Origin of the sequence: Rhabdochromatium marinum, assembly GCF_016583795.1 — a bacterium.
In the GTDB taxonomy this organism is placed as follows: Bacteria; Pseudomonadota; Gammaproteobacteria; order Chromatiales; family Chromatiaceae; genus Rhabdochromatium; species Rhabdochromatium marinum.
The window spans coordinates 39,730-61,671 of sequence record NZ_NRRS01000004.1 but is presented as its reverse complement, the minus strand read 5'-3'; the positions used below and the strand labels follow the sequence as shown (position 1 = coordinate 61,671).

24 protein-coding genes are annotated in these 21,942 nt (G+C 56.3%); 5 read left to right on the top strand and 19 right to left on the bottom strand.

The features are described from left to right. Positions 1 to 43: 43 nt before the first annotated feature. The 12 genes from flgK to CKO36_RS02345 form a co-directional block, all read right to left on the bottom strand. A complete protein-coding gene (flgK, locus tag CKO36_RS02400; protein ID WP_200280027.1) occupies positions 44 to 2,212 on the bottom strand; it encodes a flagellar hook-associated protein FlgK in 2,169 nt (722 codons plus the stop codon). Between the two features lie 19 nt (positions 2,213 to 2,231). Beyond that, positions 2,232 to 3,182: a flagellar assembly peptidoglycan hydrolase FlgJ gene (gene flgJ, locus CKO36_RS02395; RefSeq protein WP_420826307.1), complete on the bottom strand. Its 951-nt coding sequence runs from the start codon at positions 3,180 to 3,182 to the stop codon at positions 2,232 to 2,234. Positions 3,183 to 3,253: 71 nt separating this feature from the next. Beyond that, entirely contained in the window at positions 3,254 to 4,420 is a 1,167-nt protein-coding gene (locus tag CKO36_RS02390) for a flagellar basal body P-ring protein FlgI (protein ID WP_200280020.1), read from the bottom strand. A gap of 30 nt (positions 4,421 to 4,450) precedes the next feature. Then, positions 4,451 to 5,074: a flagellar basal body L-ring protein FlgH gene (locus tag CKO36_RS02385; protein WP_242469343.1), complete on the bottom strand. Its 624-nt coding sequence runs from the start codon at positions 5,072 to 5,074 to the stop codon at positions 4,451 to 4,453. Positions 5,075 to 5,164: 90 nt separating this feature from the next. Next, positions 5,165 to 5,956: a flagellar basal-body rod protein FlgG gene (gene flgG / locus CKO36_RS02380; protein WP_200280015.1), complete on the bottom strand. Its 792-nt coding sequence runs from the start codon at positions 5,954 to 5,956 to the stop codon at positions 5,165 to 5,167. 36 nt (positions 5,957 to 5,992) lie between these two features. Further along, entirely contained in the window at positions 5,993 to 6,733 is a 741-nt protein-coding gene (gene flgF / locus CKO36_RS02375) for a flagellar basal-body rod protein FlgF (RefSeq protein WP_200280012.1), read from the bottom strand. Between the two features lie 47 nt (positions 6,734 to 6,780). Further along, positions 6,781 to 8,097: a flagellar hook protein FlgE gene (gene flgE / locus CKO36_RS02370; RefSeq protein WP_200280008.1), complete on the bottom strand. Its 1,317-nt coding sequence runs from the start codon at positions 8,095 to 8,097 to the stop codon at positions 6,781 to 6,783. A 33-nt stretch (positions 8,098 to 8,130) separates the two neighbouring features. Continuing rightward, a complete protein-coding gene (locus CKO36_RS02365; RefSeq protein ID WP_200280005.1) occupies positions 8,131 to 8,802 on the bottom strand; it encodes a flagellar hook assembly protein FlgD in 672 nt (223 codons plus the stop codon). 61 nt (positions 8,803 to 8,863) lie between these two features. Continuing rightward, complete coding sequence (flgC, locus tag CKO36_RS02360) at positions 8,864 to 9,283, bottom strand: flagellar basal body rod protein FlgC (protein WP_200280002.1); 420 nt, start codon at positions 9,281 to 9,283, stop codon at positions 8,864 to 8,866. Continuing rightward, positions 9,283 to 9,696, bottom strand: coding sequence for a flagellar basal body rod protein FlgB (flgB, locus tag CKO36_RS02355; RefSeq protein ID WP_200279999.1), 414 nt, complete (start codon positions 9,694 to 9,696; stop codon positions 9,283 to 9,285). Before flgB ends, flgC begins: the two co-directional genes overlap by 1 nt. Positions 9,697 to 9,789: 93 nt before the next feature. Further along, positions 9,790 to 10,602 carry a CheR family methyltransferase gene (locus tag CKO36_RS02350; protein ID WP_200279996.1) on the bottom strand — a complete coding sequence of 271 codons (813 nt, stop codon included), beginning with the start codon at positions 10,600 to 10,602 and terminating at the stop codon, positions 9,790 to 9,792. 79 nt (positions 10,603 to 10,681) lie between these two features. Further along, positions 10,682 to 11,620: a chemotaxis protein CheW gene (locus CKO36_RS02345; protein ID WP_200279993.1), complete on the bottom strand. Its 939-nt coding sequence runs from the start codon at positions 11,618 to 11,620 to the stop codon at positions 10,682 to 10,684. 203 nt (positions 11,621 to 11,823) lie between these two features. Here CKO36_RS02345 and flgA point away from each other — a divergent pair, with 203 nt between their 5' ends. From flgA to CKO36_RS02320, 5 genes are all read left to right on the top strand, one after another. Then, positions 11,824 to 12,594, top strand: coding sequence for a flagellar basal body P-ring formation chaperone FlgA (gene flgA, locus CKO36_RS02340; RefSeq protein WP_200279990.1), 771 nt, complete (start codon positions 11,824 to 11,826; stop codon positions 12,592 to 12,594). A gap of 128 nt (positions 12,595 to 12,722) precedes the next feature. After that, a complete protein-coding gene (flgM, locus tag CKO36_RS02335) occupies positions 12,723 to 13,034 on the top strand; it encodes a flagellar biosynthesis anti-sigma factor FlgM (RefSeq protein ID WP_200279987.1) in 312 nt (103 codons plus the stop codon). 79 nt (positions 13,035 to 13,113) lie between these two features. Further along, the gene (locus CKO36_RS02330) at positions 13,114 to 13,602 is read left to right on the top strand and encodes a flagella synthesis protein FlgN (protein ID WP_200279984.1); all 489 of its coding nucleotides are present in this window, start codon (positions 13,114 to 13,116) and stop codon (positions 13,600 to 13,602) included. A 66-nt stretch (positions 13,603 to 13,668) separates the two neighbouring features. Further along, positions 13,669 to 15,114 (top strand): flagellar hook-length control protein FliK, encoded by a 1,446-nt coding sequence (gene fliK / locus CKO36_RS02325; protein WP_200279981.1) that lies wholly within the window; start codon positions 13,669 to 13,671, stop codon positions 15,112 to 15,114. After that, positions 15,111 to 15,452, top strand: a complete 342-nt coding sequence (locus CKO36_RS02320; protein ID WP_200279978.1) for an EscU/YscU/HrcU family type III secretion system export apparatus switch protein — start codon at positions 15,111 to 15,113, stop codon at positions 15,450 to 15,452. Before fliK ends, CKO36_RS02320 begins: the two co-directional genes overlap by 4 nt. On the opposite strand, the gene CKO36_RS02315 is transcribed toward CKO36_RS02320, so the two are convergent. The 7 genes from CKO36_RS02315 to CKO36_RS02285 form a co-directional block, all read right to left on the bottom strand. After that, complete coding sequence (locus CKO36_RS02315) at positions 15,440 to 15,883, bottom strand: DUF2802 domain-containing protein (protein WP_200279975.1); 444 nt, start codon at positions 15,881 to 15,883, stop codon at positions 15,440 to 15,442. The genes CKO36_RS02320 and CKO36_RS02315 overlap by 13 nt on opposite strands. A gap of 16 nt (positions 15,884 to 15,899) precedes the next feature. After that, positions 15,900 to 16,385 (bottom strand): chemotaxis protein CheW, encoded by a 486-nt coding sequence (locus tag CKO36_RS02310; RefSeq protein ID WP_200279972.1) that lies wholly within the window; start codon positions 16,383 to 16,385, stop codon positions 15,900 to 15,902. Between the two features lie 82 nt (positions 16,386 to 16,467). After that, entirely contained in the window at positions 16,468 to 17,589 is a 1,122-nt protein-coding gene (locus tag CKO36_RS02305) for a protein-glutamate methylesterase/protein-glutamine glutaminase (RefSeq protein ID WP_200279969.1), read from the bottom strand. 3 nt (positions 17,590 to 17,592) lie between these two features. Next, on the bottom strand, positions 17,593 to 19,680 hold the full coding sequence (locus CKO36_RS02300) for a chemotaxis protein CheA (RefSeq protein WP_200279966.1): 2,088 nt from the start codon (positions 19,678 to 19,680) through the stop codon (positions 17,593 to 17,595). 83 nt (positions 19,681 to 19,763) lie between these two features. Next, on the bottom strand, positions 19,764 to 20,540 hold the full coding sequence (locus tag CKO36_RS02295; RefSeq protein ID WP_200279963.1) for a protein phosphatase CheZ: 777 nt from the start codon (positions 20,538 to 20,540) through the stop codon (positions 19,764 to 19,766). A 53-nt stretch (positions 20,541 to 20,593) separates the two neighbouring features. Beyond that, a complete protein-coding gene (gene cheY, locus CKO36_RS02290; protein ID WP_200280153.1) occupies positions 20,594 to 20,980 on the bottom strand; it encodes a chemotaxis response regulator CheY in 387 nt (128 codons plus the stop codon). Between the two features lie 90 nt (positions 20,981 to 21,070). After that, complete coding sequence (locus CKO36_RS02285) at positions 21,071 to 21,823, bottom strand: RNA polymerase sigma factor FliA (RefSeq protein WP_200279960.1); 753 nt, start codon at positions 21,821 to 21,823, stop codon at positions 21,071 to 21,073. Positions 21,824 to 21,942 lie beyond the last annotated feature (119 nt).

Below are 21,942 nucleotides of genomic sequence, written 5' to 3'. Positions count from 1 at the left end.
TCATCCCTATTCTTATGGTTAACCTAAAGCCGCCGCACTTAGGCTATCTGAAGAGGGCGAACAGAGAATCGAAAGTCGAGTTACCGACAGAAATCGCCTGGGCCGCTGCCTGATATGCCTGTTGGTATTTAAGTAAACTAGCGGCCTCTTCGTCTAGATTAACACCCGAAATGGAGTCTCGTTGTGTTTGAACGTTATTACGCAACGTCACACTTGAGTCACGTGCAACCTGCGCCTGGCGCGTTCGAGTACCAATTTCACCAAGGGTTTGGTTATAGCTGTCAGCAAAAGTTGCAGAATTTTCGACAAAGCGACCTTCAGACAAGTCAGCCATCGCCAGCATGTTGCGATTATCACCAGGTCGATCCTTGCTCATATCGACGCTGAAGAAGTCGTCATCTGCGGGTTCGTTGTAGAGTTTCAGCTCCCAACCGTTATGAGTAACATCGGTTGTTCCATGTTCAAGGCCGGGATCGTCGGGATCAACATAGGTTCCCGCTACAGCAGATGTCACTGCAAAATTATCCCCATTATTTGGGGTACCGCTAACAACCATCTCCCACCCATTGCCAGTAATGGTTGTAGTACCACTAGCATCAAGCGGTACACCGTTCAGTGTATTGTCAGCTGCGTTATACGTCACGGGAACATTCATGCCAGAAACGATCAAACTAGGATCAGTAACTTTGAATGACTCGATTGTAGCGTCACCAGTAACATTATCGTAGGTTGGGCTGACCGCAATAAAATCTCCACTTGCCTTGTCGTAGACAACCCCCGCAGGCACCTGATAATTGGTATCAGCGTCATTAATCGCCGAAACTGACAGCATCAGAGCATCGCCTTCATTATTCGGCCCGGCCAGCGCACCAGAAGCGACAGCCACTTTCGAGGGGTCAGTTATCAGGGTATCCAAATTACCGGCGGCAAATCGTGTTGGCTGTATGAGCCAGTTGTCGCCTGAAGCAGGCGCCATTCCAGTGACATCGACTTTAATACCATCAACTACGAATGCATTTGCTGTAGAATCAAACGCATCAGGGTCACTCTGCTTGAAGACCTTATTGTCCTGAAGTCGAGTTAAACTAAAATCTGTACCATTGTGACTCAACCTGTAATCACTGGCTGTTAAGCTAAACACATCTGGCAAATACTCTACAGCTGGATCAACCGTTGATGTATTTGATTTGTCAGCACCAACAAACATGGTCTGTGGAAATGTAAAAAGATCTTCACCGGGAGTGCCGTCTAAATCTAGGCCCAAGCGGTTCTGATAGTTCACCATGCCACTCATGGCCAAAGCTAATTGACCAATACCATTTTGGGCTTTGTCCAAAATCTCGCTGCGGCTGGTTAGGAGGCCGCCAAGCTCGCCGCCGCTTATGAGGTGCGTAATATCGACTGGGTTATTGCTTACCCCGTTGGAGAAGCCAATGTCCCAGTTTCGAGGGTCACCTCCGAATGACTCCGCGACTAGCGTGTTAGAGGAAGCCCCCATCACCAATGGCTGCCCATTTCCAACAAAAACGCTGACCGAACGATCATTCTGCTCGACAATGTTTATATCTACCTTTTCCGCGAGTTGCTTGAGTAGGTCTCCACGTTCATCAAGTAAGTCGTTGGGCTCGCCACCGACACCGCCGTCACTTAAGCCATAAGCCGCGACAATCCGCTGATTGACATCAGCCAAACTCTCACTCAGTGAATTAATTTCGTCTACGGTGACTTTGATTTGATCGTTGACGAGCTCACGCTGATCGTTGATGCGTTGGTTCAGCTCATTGAAGCGGCCAACCATGGATTCAGACTCGGAGAGAAAAACCTGACGCGGAACTATTGAGCTCGGGTCGCTGGCAACGTCATTTGCGGCATTAAAGAAGGCTCCAAGCGCAGGCGCCAAACCAGTATTAGCATCACCAAGCAGACGATCGATACGCTCAGCATATTGCGCACGCACCTCATCATTGCTGGCGATTGATGTGTACTCTCGAAGCTGAGCGTCTACAAATTCATCCTGAATGCGGCGAATATCAGAAACATGTGCACCTTGCCCAAGAAAATTCCCACTTAAAAACTGAGGTGTATTCGTTCCTATCTCGACTCGTTGACGACTATAACCGTCTTTGTCGGCGTTGACGATATTATGCGAGGTGGTTGCGAGCGCACGCTGAAATGCCAGCAGGCCAGAAACGCCTGTATTTATGATGCTCATATTTGTACTCGCTTATGCATTAGCTACTTTTGGATGTAACGGTTGCAGACGCCATTTCTTGAGCTGCATTTGGAATTGAGCCTCGAGCCATCATGGCGTTCAGTCGGTCATGGATGGCGAGGATTTTGTTGGCATAGTTCGGGTCGGTTGCATAGCCGGCACGCTGCAAGCCGCGTACGAACTCGCGGCTGTTGGGGCTGGCCAGGGCGTCTCGGTAACGCGGGTTGCGATGCAGGAAGTCAACATAGTCCACAAAAGATTCAGCCGGACTCGGGTAGGCACGGAAGCGTGCCTGCTCGCGCTGTGCCACACCATTGCGGAATTCGAGGGTTCCAACCTTAACCTGCTCACCACTCCAACCACCGTGAGCTTTGATGCCAAACAGATTGAAACTGCTGCGCCCATCGGCGTGACGCGGCATGCGGCGTCCCCAGCCGGTCTCCAGCGCGCTTTGCGCGAGCAACACATTGGGATCGAACCCGAGCTTGGCGGCCGCTGCTTTGGCCTGGGGCCGGAGCTGGCGCAGAAAGTCTTCCGGCGAGGCCGGAGGCCAGTGATCAGTGTTAAAGGGTGGGGCTGCAACAGCGCCTGCTGCATCATTCTCCGCTGGCTGGAGCAGACGCATCGGGTGCAGATGGGGATTACGCTGCGGCATCAGCAACTCGGATGGATCGGCGGCCTGCGCCGGGTTGGCACTGCGGCGCCCAAGTTGTTGCATGATAAGCTGGCGAAAACCCAGCCCTGGCCCCTCGCTGACCGCGCGGGCAATTTCCTGATCGTGGAGGTCTCGATAGAGTTTGCTTTGGGAGGAGTCGAGCAGCCCGTCGCCAAAAGAGGTGGCACGCATTTGCTTGAGCATTTGCCCGACCAGCAGTGCCTCAAAAGCACGCGCGGTGGCCTCCTGTCCCTTGCTGTCACCCGCCTGGGCCTGACGACGCAAATCTTGCAGACCAGCGGGATCGGCCGCCATCGCGCTGGAGGCCCGTTGTGCCGCCAGTGCCGAGACGCCTGAATTTAATTCGCGCATGACGGGTTCCTGAATTAGATCACAACCAGTTCGGCACGCAGCGCGCCGACCTCGCGCAGCGCCTGGAGGATGGAGATCAGATCGCTGGGCGGTGCACCGACTTGGTTCACAGCACGAACGATTTCATTCAGCGAGGTGCCGGGATTGAACAGGAACATGGGATTGTCCTCCTGAGTGACGCCGATATTGGTCTGCGGTGTCACCACGGTCTGTCCCCCGGCAAAAGCTCCGGGCTGGTTGACCTGCGGATCCTCAGTAATCGTGACCGTGAGATTGCCGTGCGAGACGGCGGCCGGCAACACCCGCACGTTGGCGCCAATCACAACGGTGCCGGTACGGGCGTTAATCACCACCCTGGCCGGTGGCGTACCCGGCTCTACGGGGAGATTCTCCAGCACCGAGACAAAGGCGACTCGATCACTCGGGCTGGTGGGTGCGCGCACCCTGACTGAAGCCCCGTCAATGGCTCGCGCGACCTGACCACCAAAGGTATCGTTGATCACATTCATCATACGATTGGCGGTGGAAAAATCCGGGCGATGCAAATTCAGCACCAGAGAACCGCCCTGTGCAAAGGCACTTGGCACCTCGCGTTCGACCGTCGCCCCGCGCGGAATGCGCCCAACCGTTGGCACACCCTGGGTCACGCTGCTGCCATCATCGCCGCCGACACCAAAACCGCCAACCACCAGATTACCCTGGGCTACAGCATACACTTGTCCATCGGCACCGCGCAGGGGCGTCATCACCAGGGTGCCACCACGCAAATCCTGAGCATTACCCAGTGAGGAGATAGTTACATCAAAACGCTGACCGGCTTTGGCAAAGGGAATCAGATCCGCTGTGACCATCACTGCCGCTACATTCTTCAGCTGTGGGTTAACCCCCTGCGGCAGGGTCACCCCAAGCTGTCCAAGCATGTTTTTCAGGCTTTGCACCGTAAAAGGTGTTTGAGTGGTACGGTCACCCGAACCGTCAAGACCAACCACCAGACCATAGCCGACCAGCTGATTGTCGCGCACACCGGCAAAGGCAGCGATGTCTTTGATGCGCTCCTGCCCTGGAGCGGCCTTGGAGAAGATATTACCGGAATAGAGTGGCAGGCTGACCAGGAGGCCAATAACGGCCACCAGCCAGGCGGCGAGAGTCGTGATGCGAGTGGGGGTGCGGCAATGCTTCATGATCGATCCCGTTGAACTGTCAGAAGGTCATCAGAAGGGCATGAGCGCACTGACAAAGAAGCGCATAGCCCAGCCCATGATGTTACTGTCTGCTACAGCACCGGTGCCGCCATAGTAAATCTGCACATCACCCACCTGAGTCGAGAGCACGGTGTTGTTGGCTGAGATATCAATGGGTCGCACAATCCCGCGCAGACGGACATATTCCTTGCCTTGGTTCAGGCCAAGCCATTTTTCACCCTGCACCACCAGGTTACCATTGGGCAGCACCTCGGCCACCGTCACGGTAATTTGACCACTCAGGCTGTTGCTTTGCTCCGAGTCGCCCTCGCCTTCAAATTCCTGGCCGGAAACGGCCCCGACGCCCAACAGATTGTTGGAGGGCTCCACCTGATGTCCCATGACATCCAGCTGAGAAAAATCAACCCCAACCGTGGAATCTTTAGTCACTGAGGTCTTGGCTGATTTGCTGGCATTGGTGTTTTCAACCAATTGCACATTCAGCAGATCACCCACCTGACGGGCCTTATAGTCCTCAAACAGGCCACGGCTTTGCGCGGGCTGAAAAATGGCCCCATTATTGAACCGCTGCGGCAGGGGGGCAGGCGCGGATGCGGCAATGAAATCTGGATTATCTCCGCGTTTTGGCGGCATGGAATCGCAACCGATCACCAGAATCACCGCAAAAGTGATGGTGAATTTGTGGATGGGTGGCATTGCCGCTACTCCTGCATTGAGCCGACCTTAACGGCCAAGGTTATTGTTGGCGTACTGAATCATGGCATCAGCTGTTGACAATGCTTTGGTATTAGCCTCATAGGAACGCTGGGTTTCGATCATATTGACCAGTTCCTCGGCAATATTGACGTTGCTGGTTTCAAGCATGCCTTGCCGTGCTTCCCCCAGTCCATTGATACCAGGTGCGGATTCCTGGGCCGCACCAGAGGCTGCGGTTTCCAGAAACAAATTCTCACCAATGGGTTGCAGGCCAGCGGGATTGATAAAATCGGCCAGCTGTATCTGCCCAAGCTGTTGCGGATCAACCTGTCCTGGCAGTTGCGCGCTCACCGTACCGTCCGCGCCGATTGAAATCGACTGGGTTTCCTCTGGAATTACCAAGCCTGGCTGCAAAGGATAGCCATTCGACATTACTACTTCACCATCAGCATTGATCTGAAAGCTGCCGTCTCGTGTATAGCCAAGATTGCCATCGGGCAGCAGGATCTGAAAAAATCCGCGCCCATCAATAGCCACATCCAGCGAATTGTCCGTCAATACCATATCGCCCTGCTGAAATAGCTTTTCGGTCGAAACGGTGCGGACTCCGACACCCAGCATGAGGCCGGAAGGTAATTGGGCGTCTTGGGTCGCTTGGGCACCGGGCTGGCGAATCGTCTGGTAGAGGAGATCTTCAAACACTGGCCGGCCTTTTTTGTAGCCGGTGGTATTCACATTGGCCAGATTGTTCGACACTACCGACATTCGTGTCTGCTGAGCATCGAGTCCGGTTTTTGCGACCCATAGCGCTTGATTCATGGTTTTTTACTCCTGCTGGCTCGGCACAGGCCGTTATCAACTCATACCGAGTAGCTTGTTGTTGTTTCGGGCAAGGTTATCGGCGGTGCTCATCATTTTCACTTGGGTTTCATAATGGCGAGTGAGCTCCATCATGCGCGCGAGTGCAGCCGCCGTATTGACATTGCTGGTTTCCAGCATGCCAGAAACCACACGCACATTGGCATCAGCGGGCGCTTGTCCACCGTTGCGCAAGCGGAACAGACCATCCTCGCCACGCTCCAGATCAGCGGTTGGGGGATTGACCAAACGCAGACGCTCAATCGCAGCCAGACCTCTGGGTTCACCGCCGAGCGGGCGAATAGTCACCGAGCCATCAGCGCCGATAGTGATACTTTCAGCCGGCGGAATAGCAACTGGTCCACCATCGCCAAGCACCTGTAAGCCATTGCCCAGGCGCATAATGCCTTGAGCGTCGATCTGCAAATCTCCGGCGCGGGTATAGGCCTCGGTGCCGTCCTGGGCCTGTACCGCAAGAAATCCATTACCACGAATAGCAATGTCCAGATCGCGACCAGTGCTCTGCAAGGCCCCCTGGGTAAAGTCAATTGCCTCATCGGCTACCTGCACATAATCACGGGAGTCGAACACGGGACCCCGCATGGGTTCGGTATAGGCATAAGCGATGGCTTGGCGGAAGCCATTAGTATTAGCATTGGCCAGATTGTTGTTATTGACTGCCTGTGCATACATACTTTGCTTAGCGCCAGTCATGGCCACATAAAGCATTCGATCCATGATACTACCTCCGAATTTAATGCAGCGCTTAACCGATAGCCAACGGCCTAGCGGATATTGAGGATTGTCTGAGTAATCGCGTTCGCAGTCTCAAGTGTTTTGGCATTGGCTTGATAATTCCGTTGCCCGGTAATCAAATTGACCAGTTGTTCAGCCAGATCGACATTTGAGCCTTCCAATGCGCTGGACTGTATAGAACCCAAGCCGGCCGTCGCTGGTGCTCCGATTGAGACACCACCAGATGCATAGGTTTCTTGCCAGTTATTGTCTCCGAGTTGAGCCAAACCTTGTGGATTAATGAAGTTTGCAAGTGCAACCTGGGACAACACTTTCGACTGATTATTGGTAAATTGGGCAAAAACGCGGCCTGTTTCATCAACATTGATGCCGCTCAATTGCCCTGATGTGTAACCATCTGCAGTTATAGAAACCTCATTATCTCCGTCATATTGTGTAGATCCAGCCAAGTTTACAGGAAGGTCAACAAACCCGTTTGCTCCATTATCTAAAAAAGGGTCATTTATTGAGCTTATCGTAATAACGGGATCTGCTGTTGTAAGTTGTCCTAACGCATCAAAGGTTATATTTTGTGGAGCAGCAGACCCTACATCAACAACTTGACCAAAAGTCGCACTAGCAGGATCATCATCCGTCATACCAACATAAAGATCCCAATTCAGCGGGTCTGCAACACCACCACCCGCATCCGTCCTTTGGAAAAAAAGTGTCACTGGCCGTGGCGTCCCAAGAGAATCATAAGTAGTTACCTGTGTTGAAAAATTGTACGTATCAGGAGTTGGATCAGGAAAAGCAAAAGTACCACCAGCAACAACTCCAGGAGGTACTTCAGCATTGGCATCAAGGTTTACAATGGAATCAATGGTAGTGGTTGCTTTTGGCTCTATTTTACTGGTAGTTAGCTGGATATCCTGTGGGGAGCCAACGCTAAATGTCGTATTGGAATCCGTTTCATCCAGCGGGTCGAACCCCTGGAGCCTCTGTCCACTGGTATTGGTAATGTAGCCGTCACGGTCAACTTGATATTCGCCAGCGCGCGAATACACTCGACTACCATTAGGGTCATCCAAAACGAAAAACCCGTTGCCACTGATGGCAAGATCCAGTCCATTATTAGTGAGTTCGATAGGTCCTGGCGAAAAAAGCTGTGTCACAGACAACACATTTGCACCTTGCCCCACCGCAGTTTTACTGGAGCTGGCAAAAGATTGCGCGAAAAGATCCCCAAATTCGGCGCGCGATTGCTTGAACCCTGTGGTTGCAACATTCGCAATATTATTACCAGTGACGTTCAGATCGGTCTGGGCGGCATTTAGACCGGTCAATCCAACATTGAATGCTGACATTGTTTGTCTCCTTTTGTTTCGTAATGTCTCGAATCAACCAATACGCCGAATATCTTCGAATTCAAGCGTACCGAGGCCAATCACATCAATCAGCAGTCGGCCTTCCTCATTGACCGTGACGCTATCGACCTCTGCATCGAGATAGACTTCAGCTGCCTGGGATTCGCCGCCTCCCGTTGTAGACGCACGAAATTCATAGACCCCGGCTGGCGCGGGATTGCCATCGGCGAGTAGGCCATCCCAGGCAAAATTGTTCAGTCCGGCGGATGTGTCCTGCAGAGCGATTTGCTGAACCGTGGCACCACTGGCGTTGACCACGTCGATAGTGACTGATTGTGCTGAACTGGTCAGATCAACCGCACCAGCGATGCTCCCCCCGGCCGTGAGTTCACTGAACTCAGTTGGCACCAGCACATCCTTGCCCACCAGGCTGGCCGCTTGCAGTGATTGACTCTGACTCAGAGTACGCGCAAGCACACCGAAGGAGTCCGTCAACGTCTGCATGCCTTCCAGGGTGGAGAACTCCGCCATCTGGGCGATCATTTCGCCATTGTCGGTGGGCTCAAAAGGATCCTGCTGGGCGAGTTGCTTGGTCATCAGCATCAGAAAGTCGGCCTGATCCAGCTTATTGTTAGGGCCGGTATTCGTTGGCGACTTGGGTGCAAGCCCCAACCTCTGAAGAGTTTCCAGTGAAAATTCTGACATCGTTATTGATCCTTCGTTTGTTCAGCGCCTGAGATCATTGAATCCAATGTCTCGCAACCCGTTACTGTGCGCCAAGTTGCAGAGTGCGCTGCAACAACTGGCGGGTGGTGTTCAGGACTTCAATATTGGCTTCGTAATTGCGCGAGGCTGACATCATATTGGCCATTTCCTGCACCACATTCACGGCAGGGCGGAAGACATAGCCTTCTTCGTTGGCCTGTGGATGCTGCGGCTCATAGGTGGCGATAGGATCTTCCGGCCGATCAATAATGCCGGTCACTCGCACTGGCGTGTCGGCACGGTTGGGGTCGGTGCGGTCGTAGACCGTCTGGAACAACACCTCTTTGGGCTGATAGGTGTCTTCGGGGGTTGGTGCCCCAACACTGGAATTGGCCAGATTGGAGGCCACGGTATTCAGTCGCACCGACTGAGCAGTCAGCGCGGAAGCCGAGGTCGAAAAAATACTGAAAAAATTGCTCATTAGCCTCCTCCGGATTGCAGCGCGGATCTCAGCCCTCTGATCTTGCGATTCAGAAATTCAACACTGCTTTGATATTGCATGGCATTTTCGGCGAAGGTGGCATGCTCAAGTTGCGGATCGACGGTGTTGCCGTCGAGCGCCGGTTGCGATGGAACGCGATAGAGTCGCTCCGGCGGCATATCGACAGCGCCGGTCGCCGGCGGCGGCAAATGTCGATCATTGGTGCGCTTTAGCGGCAAGGTATTGCCGCGCCCAGCCGCCTCAGCCAATACGGCACGGAAATCAATATCGCGCGCCTTGTAGTTGGGCGTATTCGCGTTGGCCAGGTTGGACGCAAGCAGTTCCATGCGATCCGCCCGGACCAGAATGGCTTGCGGGGCAATGCCCAGTGCTTTGTCGAGGGATAGACTCATGGCTCATCCTGCGGTTGCTGTCCCGATGGTTCGGCTAAAAAGCAAGCAATGGATGTGCCAGTGCCGCCTGATGGCGGCGGGGAAGGGGGGAAATCAGATGCGGCGCAGCACCGAACCGCGCGGAGTCCGCTCGACCTCAAAAGCTTTGGTATAAGGCCCGGCCGACTCTGAGGCGCCAATGAAAAAATATCCGCCGGACTCCATCTGCCGGGCGATGCCGTCAAAGACCTGACGTTTGGTCTCAGCAGAGAAATAAATCAGCACATTGCGGCAAAAAACGATGTCAAACTTGCCGAGCGCAGCATAGGAGTCCAGCAGGTTGAGTTTTTGGAAACGCACCTGACGCTGGATCTCAGGCTTGATTTGGTGTCCGTTCGCAACCGTCGTAAAAAAGCGATTGCGACGCTCCTGGCTCAGCCCGCGCACAATGCTCAAGCCATCGTAGAGACCGGAGCGCGCCTCGGCCAGGGCGGATTCGGACAAGTCCGTAGCGATGATATTGGCACTGGGGGCTTTCAGCGGATTAGTGCTGGCATATTCGTTCAGCACCATGGCAATGCTGTAAGGCTCCTGCCCGGTGGAGGCGGCGGCTGACCAGATGCGCAGGCTGCGTTTGGTGGCAGCAAGTTGCGGCAGGATGATGTGATGCAGCATCTCGAAGGGGTAGGTGTCACGAAACCAGGAGGTTTCGTTGGTGGTCATGGCATCAATCACGCGCGATTTGAGCTTGGTCTGCGTGGGACTGCGCAAGGCGCGCAATAACTCTTCAACACTGGCGAAGGAAAACTCACTGAGCAGACGCGACAGCCGGCTGGACACCAGATACTGGCGGTTTGAGCCGAGCACCAGCCCACAGCATTCGCTCAGAAAACGCGAAAACTCATTGTAATCTTGCGGGTCTATCATGTAGCAATCTGGTACTTTGGCCGTCTGGCATGGAATGAAACGGGCATTGTATCGCGCCGGCACACCCGGCGGCCCTGCTTTAGTTGTGACTAGGCGCTTCCTCGCCAGTATATTTCAAGACAGCGGCCGCGAGTTCATCGGGATCGAATTTTGGCAGAAAATGATTGGCGCCGGCACGCTTAACCAGATCCATATTGAACTGACCGCTTAGCGATGAATGCAAAATCACAGTCAGTGCTTTAAGATTGTCGCTTTCACGAATTTTGCGTGTGAGCGTATAGCCGTCCATGCGCGGCATTTCGATATCCGAGATCACCAGAGCAATCTGTTCACTTACCGGCCTGTCAGAGTCAAGCTGTTCCAGGTATTCAAGCGCGGCTTGACCATCCGAGCGCGTTTCCACTGCATAACCCATGCCTTGAACGCTGCGCTCAATCTGGCGGCGAGCCACTGTGGAGTCATCCACCACCAGCACGCACCGGTTTTCTTGACGCGCTTCGCCCTGGCTTTTTAATTCGTCTGAAATGTCTTGCGCTAAGGGATTGATCTGCACAAGCACCCGCTCAACGTCAATGATCTCGACCCAGCGGTTGTCGATTTCGGTAACGGCCACTAGGTAGCTTTCCCGCTCCGTTCCCCGGGGCGGTGGCCTGACCTTCTCCCAACTAACATTCACGATGCGATCCACATTCGACACCCAGAAACCCTGCACCGAGCGGTTAAACTCAGTCACAATTACCTTCGCATCAGCCCCCGGCGCAATGGTCTGGGCACCAAAGCCAATGGCCCGTGCCAGATCAATAATGGACACTGTCTTGCCACGGATGTTGGCCACCCCGCAAACGATAGGCGACGATCCTGGGATCTGGCGTAAATTTGGCTTGGCAATAACCTCCCGCACCTTAAACACATTGATGCCAAAGGTCTGCTCATTGCCGAGATGGAACAACAGCAGTTCCATACGGTTTTGCCCGACCATCTGCGTTCGCTGATCGACACCGTCAATAAATTGACTCACCTTAGTCCTCCCGATGCGGCACGGCGCCACCGGTATCGCACGGCAGCTATTAGCTGGATAATAGCCTAATTGCGACAGGATAGCAGGCGCCCGTGACTTGTTTTGGCCCTCGTTGCATGCCAGAAAATGGCATTGATATTGCGTATTTTAATTATTGCCAGCCAGTATGGCTTTTATCAGGGAAGCCCAGTGAGAATTCAAAGATGCTGAAGCGCACACTCATGCCCGCCCTGACCGGCGCCATGGCCCCCCGAATGCAGCGCCGGGGGTTGCTGTCCCTGGGCCTTGCCACAGCTGTGATGATTGCGAACAGCGCCTTGGGGGCCACCGGATCGGATGCCATCGAACCGGTCAGCAATATCGAGCGCACCGCCAGAACTTTTCTGTATCGCGAAGCCGGCGGTGAGCGTGGCGCAACCGTAAAGGTCAACATCAATCCGGTCGATCCGCGTCTGCGTCTGCAACGCTGCGATCATGACCTTCAGGCCAGCTTCGCGCCGGGTGCGAACCAGGACGGCAACACCAGTGTCAAAATTCAATGCCAGGGGCCGGTGCGCTGGTCGCTGTTCGTCTCGGCGCAGGTCGAGCGCTTTGGTGAGGTTGTGGTGGTCAAACGCCCCCTCAATCGCGGCAGCTTGGTGATGCCGGCGGATATCGCCCTGGAACGGCGCGAGACCAGTGGACTGCAAGCCGGTTATTTCGACGACATGGCCACCATTATCGGCATGCAGGTGCGCCGCTCGCTGCGCCCGGGTGACATACTGACCGATGCTTATCTTAAGACTCCGTTGTGGGTCGAGCGCGGGCAACTGGTGCAGATGCTGTCCGAAACCGGTGGCATCCGTGTCATCATGAGCGGTGAGGCGCTCGAAGGCGGCAGTGCCGGAGAGCGCATCCGCGTGCGCAACAACTCCAGCAAACGCGTGCTGGAGGGCATCATCGAATCACCCGGCGTGGTGCGAATTCCAATGTAAGGCACATTCGCCGGTGCACGAGGGCGTCAATGCCTAGCGCTCGGATATGATTTTTTCAGTTTCCGCTCTCAGGGCCGTTAAGTTAAGATTCGGCAGGAAACTCCAGCGTATTAACAGCAACATTGCCGATGGAAATTAAAAATCTTGGCCCTAAAAGACGCACTGAGCGATCGGCATCCAAAGTGGTCGAGGCCAGCCGTAAAGGCGCGGGTGGAAAAGTCGCCGCTTCCGTGCCGGCCTCATCTTCCAACCAGAGCGAATCCATCGAGCTGACAGCCATTGCGCGCGCGCTGGGTGCAGCCCAGGCCGAGGCGGCCAACGCGCCTTTCGATGCCGACCGGGTTCAGGAGATTCGCGACGCCATTGCCGAGGGCCGCTACCCGATCAACAATCATCGCCTGGCGGATAAACTGATCGAACTGGAAGGACTGCTCGACTAATCGATCAGTCCCACATCGTCCGACGCCCTCGGGACAGGACCAGCCTCGGGTGACGGAGCTTTATCAATGAGGCCTCAGCATGCCACAGCATCAAGAGTTTCAGCCGGCTCTGGAACGCGCAATCGATCTCTCCCGCCAACTCGAACAACTCTTACTGGATGAAACCGCCCTCCTCCATGGTCGCGAGCCTGAACGCTTGCAAGCCCTGATCAAGAGCAAGCTGCGTCTCCTGCGTCAGGTCGAACAAGCCACCCGGCACCTGAAAGCCCTTGTCGAACAGGCCGGCCAGCCTTTTACCCGCGAGGGTCTGAGTCAACTCCTGGAGGCGCTCGACACCGATCCGACTCAGGAGGATTCACTCAGCGCACAATGGCAGACCCTGCGCAAGCTGGCCGCCAGTTGCGAGCTGATGAATCGCAACAATGCCCAAACCGTCGAGCACAGCCGCAAGCGGGTCGCCACGGCCTTGAGCATCATCCGCGGCGAAGAAGACAACGGCAACACCTACAACCTCAGTGGTCATGAACAGTCCGGCACTGTGCTCGGACGCCCGTTGACTCAGGCCTAAGCCGTACTCATCTTCAGCTCGTCACCCCTGCCGCAGGCGTGACGCTGAGCTGCTCAGAGCCATCGCATGGCAGACTTCACTCAAGTCAACCCCCGGGCCGGTAGCCACTCGCCGCCGGTTCGCTCCCAAGCCCCCGAAACAGCAACTCTGGTGCGCGGTACGCGCGTGGCCGCACAGGCCCAGGACAGCGCGCGTCTTGCACTGGGTTCCCGCGTCGAGGTGCAATTGAAGTCCGTGCTCCGCTCGGGCGACCTTGAAGTCCGCCTGCGGGCCTTGGGCCAAAATGCTCAGAACGCCCAGCCCGCACCGCGCGGCCAGTGGTCTCAGACAATGCGCGTGGGTATCACAGACGCATTGCGACCGGCCCTGCTTGAGGCACTACGCACCCTTTCGACTGATCAGTCACGCCAGGGATCCATCCTGAAAGCCGAGGTGGTGTCCTTAAACCCGCGGATTATGCTGCGCCTCATGCACTCCGACGGCGCAGAAGCACCCGGAACCAAGGCTTGGTTCGTCGCTCAAGTGCGCGCACACTGGCCGGGCGCCCAACGCCTGACCAATACTTTTGCAAACTGGGCGCGCAATCTGCAAGAAAGCAAGGCCGCATCCCCTCTGTCTGGGCGTGCTGAGGCAGGCAAACAGCCATCGCAAACCGGACAAACCCAAACCACAACCAAGGTTCCGTTGCCGCCAGGACAGGCTGAAGCGAGTAAAGCGCTGGCGACGCCAGAGCGCGCTCAATCTGTACAACACAGCGAACTCAATCAGGCCATCAAAGAGATTCTGAATCGCCTCGCCAGTCCACGCGAGCTGACAGATCCACAACGATTGCCAGTCACACTCAAAAACTCCGGCATCTGGCTCGAAGCCTTGCTGGCGCGGGCTGCCGTCACTCCCAATCAGCGCCTGTCACTGGAAGCCGATCTCAAAGGACAGTTATTGCGTCTGGCGCAACAATTGCGCGCAACCCCAGCACCCAGCAGCAACGCTGGTGCCAAATCTGGCCCGCAGCGCGCTTCCGATCCACCGACTGGCGGTGGAGCGGATCGCTTGCTGCAGCAACCGGCCACTGCGCTGTCGCGCGAGGTCCATGGCATGCTGAAGCAGCTTGTCACCCTCCAGTTACAGAGCGCAGATCATGCCCCTGACCCATTACGCTGGGCGGTGGAGCTGCCCTTTCAGAGCAGTGCCGGGTTATTGGCGCTTGATGCCGACATTCAACGCGAATCAACCCAGGATGAAGAAGATCCGGAGCGTTGGAGTATGCAGCTGCGGCTCGACCTCCCAGTACTCGGGCCACTGTTAATCAGCCTCATTCTCCATAACGACCGTCTGCACGCCAGCCTGGTCGCCGAGCAGAGCGCCGGTGCAGCCAAGCTGCGCGAGCGACTCCCGGAACTCAGAGCGCAGCTTGAGAAACGCGAGATTGAAGTGGCCAGCCTGCATGCCCGCGAAGGATCGACCGAACGACCACCCAAGCCGGAGCCACCGCTCCTGAACGAACAGGCATGAGCAAGGTGCAGGAGGTACAGGAGTCAGCCGACAGCAGCCACGAACGACCGCTGGCAACACACAAAGCCGTTGCCTTGAGCTGGGATCGCGAGCATGCGCCTCGCATCACCGCTACCGGTTCCGGCTTAACCGCTAGGGAAATCCTGCGTATCGCCGATGAACATGGCATTCCGCTGCAACAGGATCCCGCGCTGACCGAGGCCTTGGCGCAGATTCCCCTGGGTGAGGAAATACCGCCAGCCCTCTATGCAGCCGTTGCCGAGGTACTGGCCTTTGTCTTCACGCTGGCCGGCATTGATCCGCACCAAGATCACAGAGCTGAAGATCACAGATCTTGATGTGACCCCACGCCTGTGGCAATCCCCTGACCATGTAGGGTAAACAACAGATCAACTTCCGATTCCGTGAGCGAGCAAAGTTTGCGCACCTCGGCACGATCCTGTCCGTGGCGGATCAGTTGTATCGCTTGGGTATAAGGACTGCTGTCGGCATTGCGCAAACGCATCTCCAAACGTGTCTGCTGGTTGAGTTCACCCTGACGTTCGACCGCGCGAAGCACCCGGGCCAGATCTTCACGATGTGTTACAGCTTCACCTGACAAGACCCGGGCCGCACCCTGAATAGCCAGCAAGGTCTGGGTTTGCTGCTCTAAAGCCTGCTGCATCCGCGCCAGGTGTTTGCGCAGCTGCATCAAGGCCAAGAGTGCCACGCCCGCCAGCAGCGCAAACAGGGCGGCAACTAGAGCCAGGAGATTGGTCAGGGTGATCAAGGCGCGAGGAGCAAAGTCACATACTGCGCACCAGCTCCCATTCCTCATCAGACAGCAGTTTTTCCAGACTAATGAGAATGGTCAGGCCATTGGCGCTGCTGTGAACACCAAGAATAAAGCGGCTGCTTTGATCACTGCCAACAGCGGGGGTTGGGTCAATATCCTTGGATGCAATCTGCACCACCTCGGCCACCGAGTCCACCAGGATACCGACATTCTGATTCTCGACATCAATGATGACGATGCGCGACTGATCGGTGGTGTCATGATTAGGCAACCCCATGCGCCGGCGCCCGTCGATGACGGTGACAACATCACCGCGCAGGTTAATGATGCCAAGAATGTAATCCGGTACCCCGGGTACGGGCGCAATCTCAGTGACCCTCAGCACCTCCTGTACCTGAAGCACGTCAATCGCATAGGTCTCTTCAGCCAAGCTAAAGGTGACATAGGATGAGGAGTCGCTGGCAACAGCGTCCGACGCTTTCTGTGATGCGGTCATGTCATTCTCACTTGCTCACTTGCAAAATTCTGGGCATTGATGCGAATTATTCAGCCGTTGCGCTGCTTGATTAAGGGGTTGCTCAACAGAAGCTCTTCACCAGCGCCGGTCCAACCTCGGTGAGGGTCAATACATCATCGGCCAAGCCGGCTTCAACCACCGCCGCTGGCATGCCATAAACGACCGAGGAAGCGGCATCCTGTGCCCAGATTTTGGCCCCCACGCCTTTTAACGCTCTGGCACCTTCACGCCCGTCAGCCCCCATGCCGGTCAGCACCACCGCCAGCACCTGGCCGCGCAGTGCCCCCACAGCTGACTGAAAATTGATATCGACGCTCGGCTTGTAGATGGTCCCCGGGGCGCTCTCGGCAATCTTGATGCGAGTGGTGGAACCACCTTCGAGTAGCATTTGCATGCCACCCGGGGCCAGCAGCGCCAGGCCGGGCTTGAGTACGTCACCGGTGACGGCCTCGCGCACCTCAATTTGACACAGTTTGTTCAGACGCTCGGCAAAGGCTGGTGTAAAGCTGGCCGGCATGTGCTGAATTAGCACAATCGGCAGCGGAAAGCTTTTGGGCAAATGTTTGAGTACTTCCTGCAACGCCACCGGACCACCGGTTGATGTCCCGATGAGTACGGCCCGCATGGATTTCAGCGTTCCCGCACTAATGCTGGCCGCAGTGGTTGAAGGCGCCCCGGAACCCAATCCGCCCGCGCCAGTGGCCGGTGCGCCAGCCCCCCCTCGCGCACGCGTGGAGCTGGCCGGCGCAGGCCGTGCCGTCACCCCCGGAATTGAGGTGCGCACCCGGCTGCGTGCCATGGCGCGCACGCGTCGGCGCAACAGCGTCTTGGCGGTATCCTCATCGCCGGCCATCTCACTGAAGCGCTTGGGCATGAAATCCAGCGCTCCGGCATCCAGCGCATCAAGGGTCGCCTGGGCGCCGTCGGTGGTCAGGGTGGAAAACATCAGCACGGGCGTTGGGGTGTCGGCCATGATGTGGCGCACCGCTGTAATGCCGTCCATCACGGGCATTTCAATGTCCATGGTGACAACATCCGGCTTGAGTTCCTTGACGACCTTGATGGCTTCCTGCCCATTGGCGGCCGTGCCGACGACCTCAATGCCAACATCGGCATTGAGAATCTCGACAATTCGCCGGCGAAAAAAGCCGGAGTCATCAACAACCACGACACGACACGCCATGAACTAAACCTCCTCTGCAACGACTCTGTCGCGTGCGCTGCGGCTGCTTAAACCACCCTTGCCCATGGTGCGCATAAGTTCGGGCACGTCCAGAATCAAGGCGATACCGCCATCGCCGGTAATGGTGGCCCCCGCCAGACCGGGCACGCCGCTCAGTCCCAGGCCCAGCGGCTTGATCACGACCTCTTCCTGACCCACCAGGCCATCGACGACCAGCCCGACTTTGCGCTGACCAACGTGCACCACCACCACATGGGCTTCCGCATTGGCTTTGACCGGCACATCGGGGCGGATCCAGCGACCGACATACACCAGCGGCAACGCATGACGGCGCACCATAATGGTTTCCTGATCATCGACGAAGTGACTCTTAGTCAGATCCAGGTCGAGAATCTCGGACACCGAGGCCAGGGGAATGGCGAAGCGGCGCCCGTCCAGGATCACCATGAGCGCCGGCAAAATTGCCAGCGTCAGCGGCAGGCGCACTTGCAGGCTAGTGCCACGACCGAGTTCAGAGTCAATTTCCACCGTGCCGTTGAGTTGGGCAATGCGGGTTTTGACCACATCCATGCCAACACCACGGCCGGAGACATCCGAGATCTCCTCCTTAGTGGAAAAGCCCGCCATGAAGATCAGGTTGAAGGCATCACGATCCGACATGCGCTCAGCCACCATCGAGTCGAGCAGCCCCTTAGAAACGGCTTTTTCGCGCAGTGCACTGGGATCCATGCCCCGGCCGTCATCTTCGATGATCAGCGCAATATGATCCCCTTCCTGTGCGGCCCCCAGCACCACCCGGCCTTTGCGTGGCTTACCCGCCGCCTCGCGCTGCTCGGGAGTCTCTACGCCGTGATCCACCGCGTTGCGCACCAGATGCACCAGCGGGTCCGCGAGGGCCTCGACCAGGTTTTTGTCCAGGTCCGTATCTTCACCGAAGGTCTCTAAATCGATTTCCTTGCCCAGATTGCGCGCCAAATCGCGCACCACCCGGGGGAAGCGACCAAAGACCTTTTTGACTGGCTGCATGCGGGTTTTCATCACCGCCGTTTGCAGATCGGCAGTGACCAGTGCCAAGGAACCAATGGCTTTGGAAACCTCATCGTCAGCCATCTGCGAACGCAGCATGCTGAGCCGGTTACGTACCAGCACCAGCTCACCGACCAGATTCATGATTTCATCAAGTCGATGAGTATCCACGCGTACCGAGGTCTCAACCTGGGCATTCTGGGTATTGCGGGCCGGTGCTTTGGTCGCAGTCGCATCCTTGACTGGAGCGGATTTTTCCGCCGCAGCCGGTTTGGGTTCTGGTGCTGCTGCCGGTTTGGGTGCCGGTGCCGATTTGGGCGCTGGAGCCGGCTTTGCGGGTTCCGCAGTTGCAGTTGAGGGCGGTAGCTCGGCGACGGGTTTGGGGCGCCCGCCTTCACCATGTAATTGATCGAGCAGAGCCTCGAATTCGTCATCGGTGATGGTGTCGCCGTCGGCCGCAGGAGCCGCTGGCGCGGAAGCCGTGTCACCGCCCCCAGGTGACGGAGCCTGGGCGCCAGGTTCACCACTGATTGCGGATAGCAGATGATCGTACTCCGCCTCGGTGATCTCGCCATTTGCGCCTGGAGCTGCTGCTGCGGTGCTTGCATCCGCCGGTGCCGGCTCCGATGCGGCCTCTGGTGTTGGCGCGCTGTCCGGCGCGGGAGGACTGGAATCACCCGGCACGGCCAATTTATCGAGATCGGCAACCAACGCGGCGGGTGCGGACTCCAGATCCTGTCCCGACTTGATATCATTGAACATGACATTCAACACATCAAGCACGCGCAAAATCGAGTCCATCAGGAAGGCATCAATGCGTTTTTCACCATTGCGCAACAGGTTGAAGATGTCTTCGGCACGATGGCAAATCACTACCATGGGTTCAAGGTTTAGAAAACCTGCGCCACCCTTGATGGTGTGAAAACTGCGAAAAACGGCGTTGAGCAGATCGCGGTTTTCCGGCTCCTGCTCCAGATCAATCAACTGCTCGTTGAGTCCTTCAAGCAGCTCGCCGGCTTCAACGAGGAAATCCTGCAGAATTTCGTCATTCGGGTCGATGGCCATGGCGTTTACTCTTGCTAGTGAAGATCATGGGTGCCTGCCCTGTGAATCGATATCCGGTTGCATAGCGAAGGTTGGCGGGTAGATTAGAAGCCCAAACTTGAAAGCAGCGCATCGACATCATCCTGACCGGAAACAACGTCGGCTTCCGCATCTTTGGTGTTAGGCACCGCCGGCCCCTGCCCGTCCAGCGGACTTGCTGCTGCCTTGGCTCCAGCAGCTGTCGTTGAGGATTGAATTTTTTCGGGTTCCAGTCGCTCACCCGAGAGTCGCACCAGTCCCACCAAATTGCCCTCAACCTCCTGCACCAGGCGGATCACCCGGGCAATGATTTGTCCAGTCAGATCCTGAAAATCCTGCGCCATCATAATCTCTGACATCAGACTGCCCAAGCGTTTGGCTTCATCCGTGGCATGACCCAGGAACGCATCCAGGTCGCTGGACAACTCGCGGAATTGACTGACATCTAGCTCGCGACGGCGAAAACTGGCCCAACGCTCGATAAAGCGGGCCGACTTCTCGTGCAGTGCCTCAGCGATCGGCAGGCCTTCATCAACAGCATTCAGGGTGCGATGCGTGGCCTGCTCGGTCATGGTAATCACATGATTCAGTCGCTCCTTGGCGTCTGGAAAATCCGCTTGGGTAATTTCCAGCAGCCGGGAGTCTTCCCGAAAACTGCGCAGCGCGTCATGGAGATCGCGCGTCAAACGACCAAGCTCTTCAAACAGCTCCCGCTCATAGGGCGCGCCCAAACGCTGGATTGTCAATCCCGCTTCATCGGCCTGGCCCGCTTCAAGCTGCTCAATCAGCAGGCGCGCCAGTTCGAGCTGGCGCTGCTGAGTTTCTATTTGCTGTTGTGGCATGATCACCTTGTCTCGCGTCGGCGCGGCCGGTCAGGCCGTAGCAAAAACAAACCTCAGCTCTTCACCCGATCAAAAATTTTATCGATCTTTTCTTTCAGTGTTTCGGCGGTGAAGGGCTTGACAATGTAACCATTGACCCCGGCTTGTGCCGCTTCCATGATCTGCTCACGCTTGGCCTCGGCCGTTACCATCAACACGGGCAAATCCTTCAAGCGCTCGTCGGCGCGAACCGCCTTGAGCAGTTCAATGCCCTGCATGTTCGGCATGTTCCAGTCAGTGACCAAAAACTCGTAGGCACCATTTTTCAGCATCGGCAACGCCGTACTGCCATCATCGGCCTCGGAGGTGTTGTTGAATCCAAGATCGCGCAGTAGATTCTTGATAATGCGTCGCATCGTGGAAAAATCATCCACAATGAGAATTTTCATGCCTTTGTCCACTTTCAACTCCCAATCATTTCATTGGCGACCATTATTTGGCAACGAGCACCAGCCTCCCCTCCCTGGGTAATCCACACTGAGGCCATGCTCCTAGACCGTAGCACTTGAAGTAATCCATTCTTGCAGGCGAGCCCGCAACCGATGGACAGATTGACTTCTGATCTGGCACACCCGGGATTCCGTAATTCCCATCACGGCGCCGATCTCGCGCAAATTCAATTCTTCATTGTAATAGAGTGCCAGCACCAAGCGCTCCTTTTCTGGCAGGGTCGCGAGCGCCTCGGCGAGGGCGTCGCGGAAGGCGTCGCGCTCCAGCGCCTCAATCGGCGTCGCACCATCAGCCGGCAGTAAGCGGTCAGAATCACGATCCTGACCGAAGAGTTCATCAAGCCCCAACAACTGCACACTGGCATTGTCCTGCAACATGGCATGAAAGTCATCCAGGCTCACCTGAAGTTCTGCAGCAATTTCGCGGTCCCGTGCCGCGCGCCCCTCACGCGCCTCCACCTGTTGTATCGCCTCAGCAATGCGTCGACTGTTACGATGCACTGAGCGCGGCGCCCAGTCAGAGCGACGCAGCTCATCGATCATGGCCCCGCGGACCCGAATGCCGGCATAGGTGGCAAAGGTCGCTCCCTGACCGCCCTGGAACTGGCGTGCTGCTTCAATCAGACCAATCATACCTGATTGGATCAGGTCGTCGACCTGCACGGAGGCCGGCAACCGTGCCATTAAGTGATGCGCAATCCGGCGCACCAAGTCAACATGCCCCGTCACCAGTTGTTCCGGCGACACGGCATCCGCATCGCTCCGATAGTCCTGCAGGGATTGCTTCGCAGTCATGACAGACGCCAGGTCATGGGGCCAATGCTGAGCTCAAGCGCAGAATCCTGCGCCAAATAAAATCACCATTGTGGTGGATTTGATCAGAAAAGTCTCGGAAAAACTAGTTGGGGCCGGCG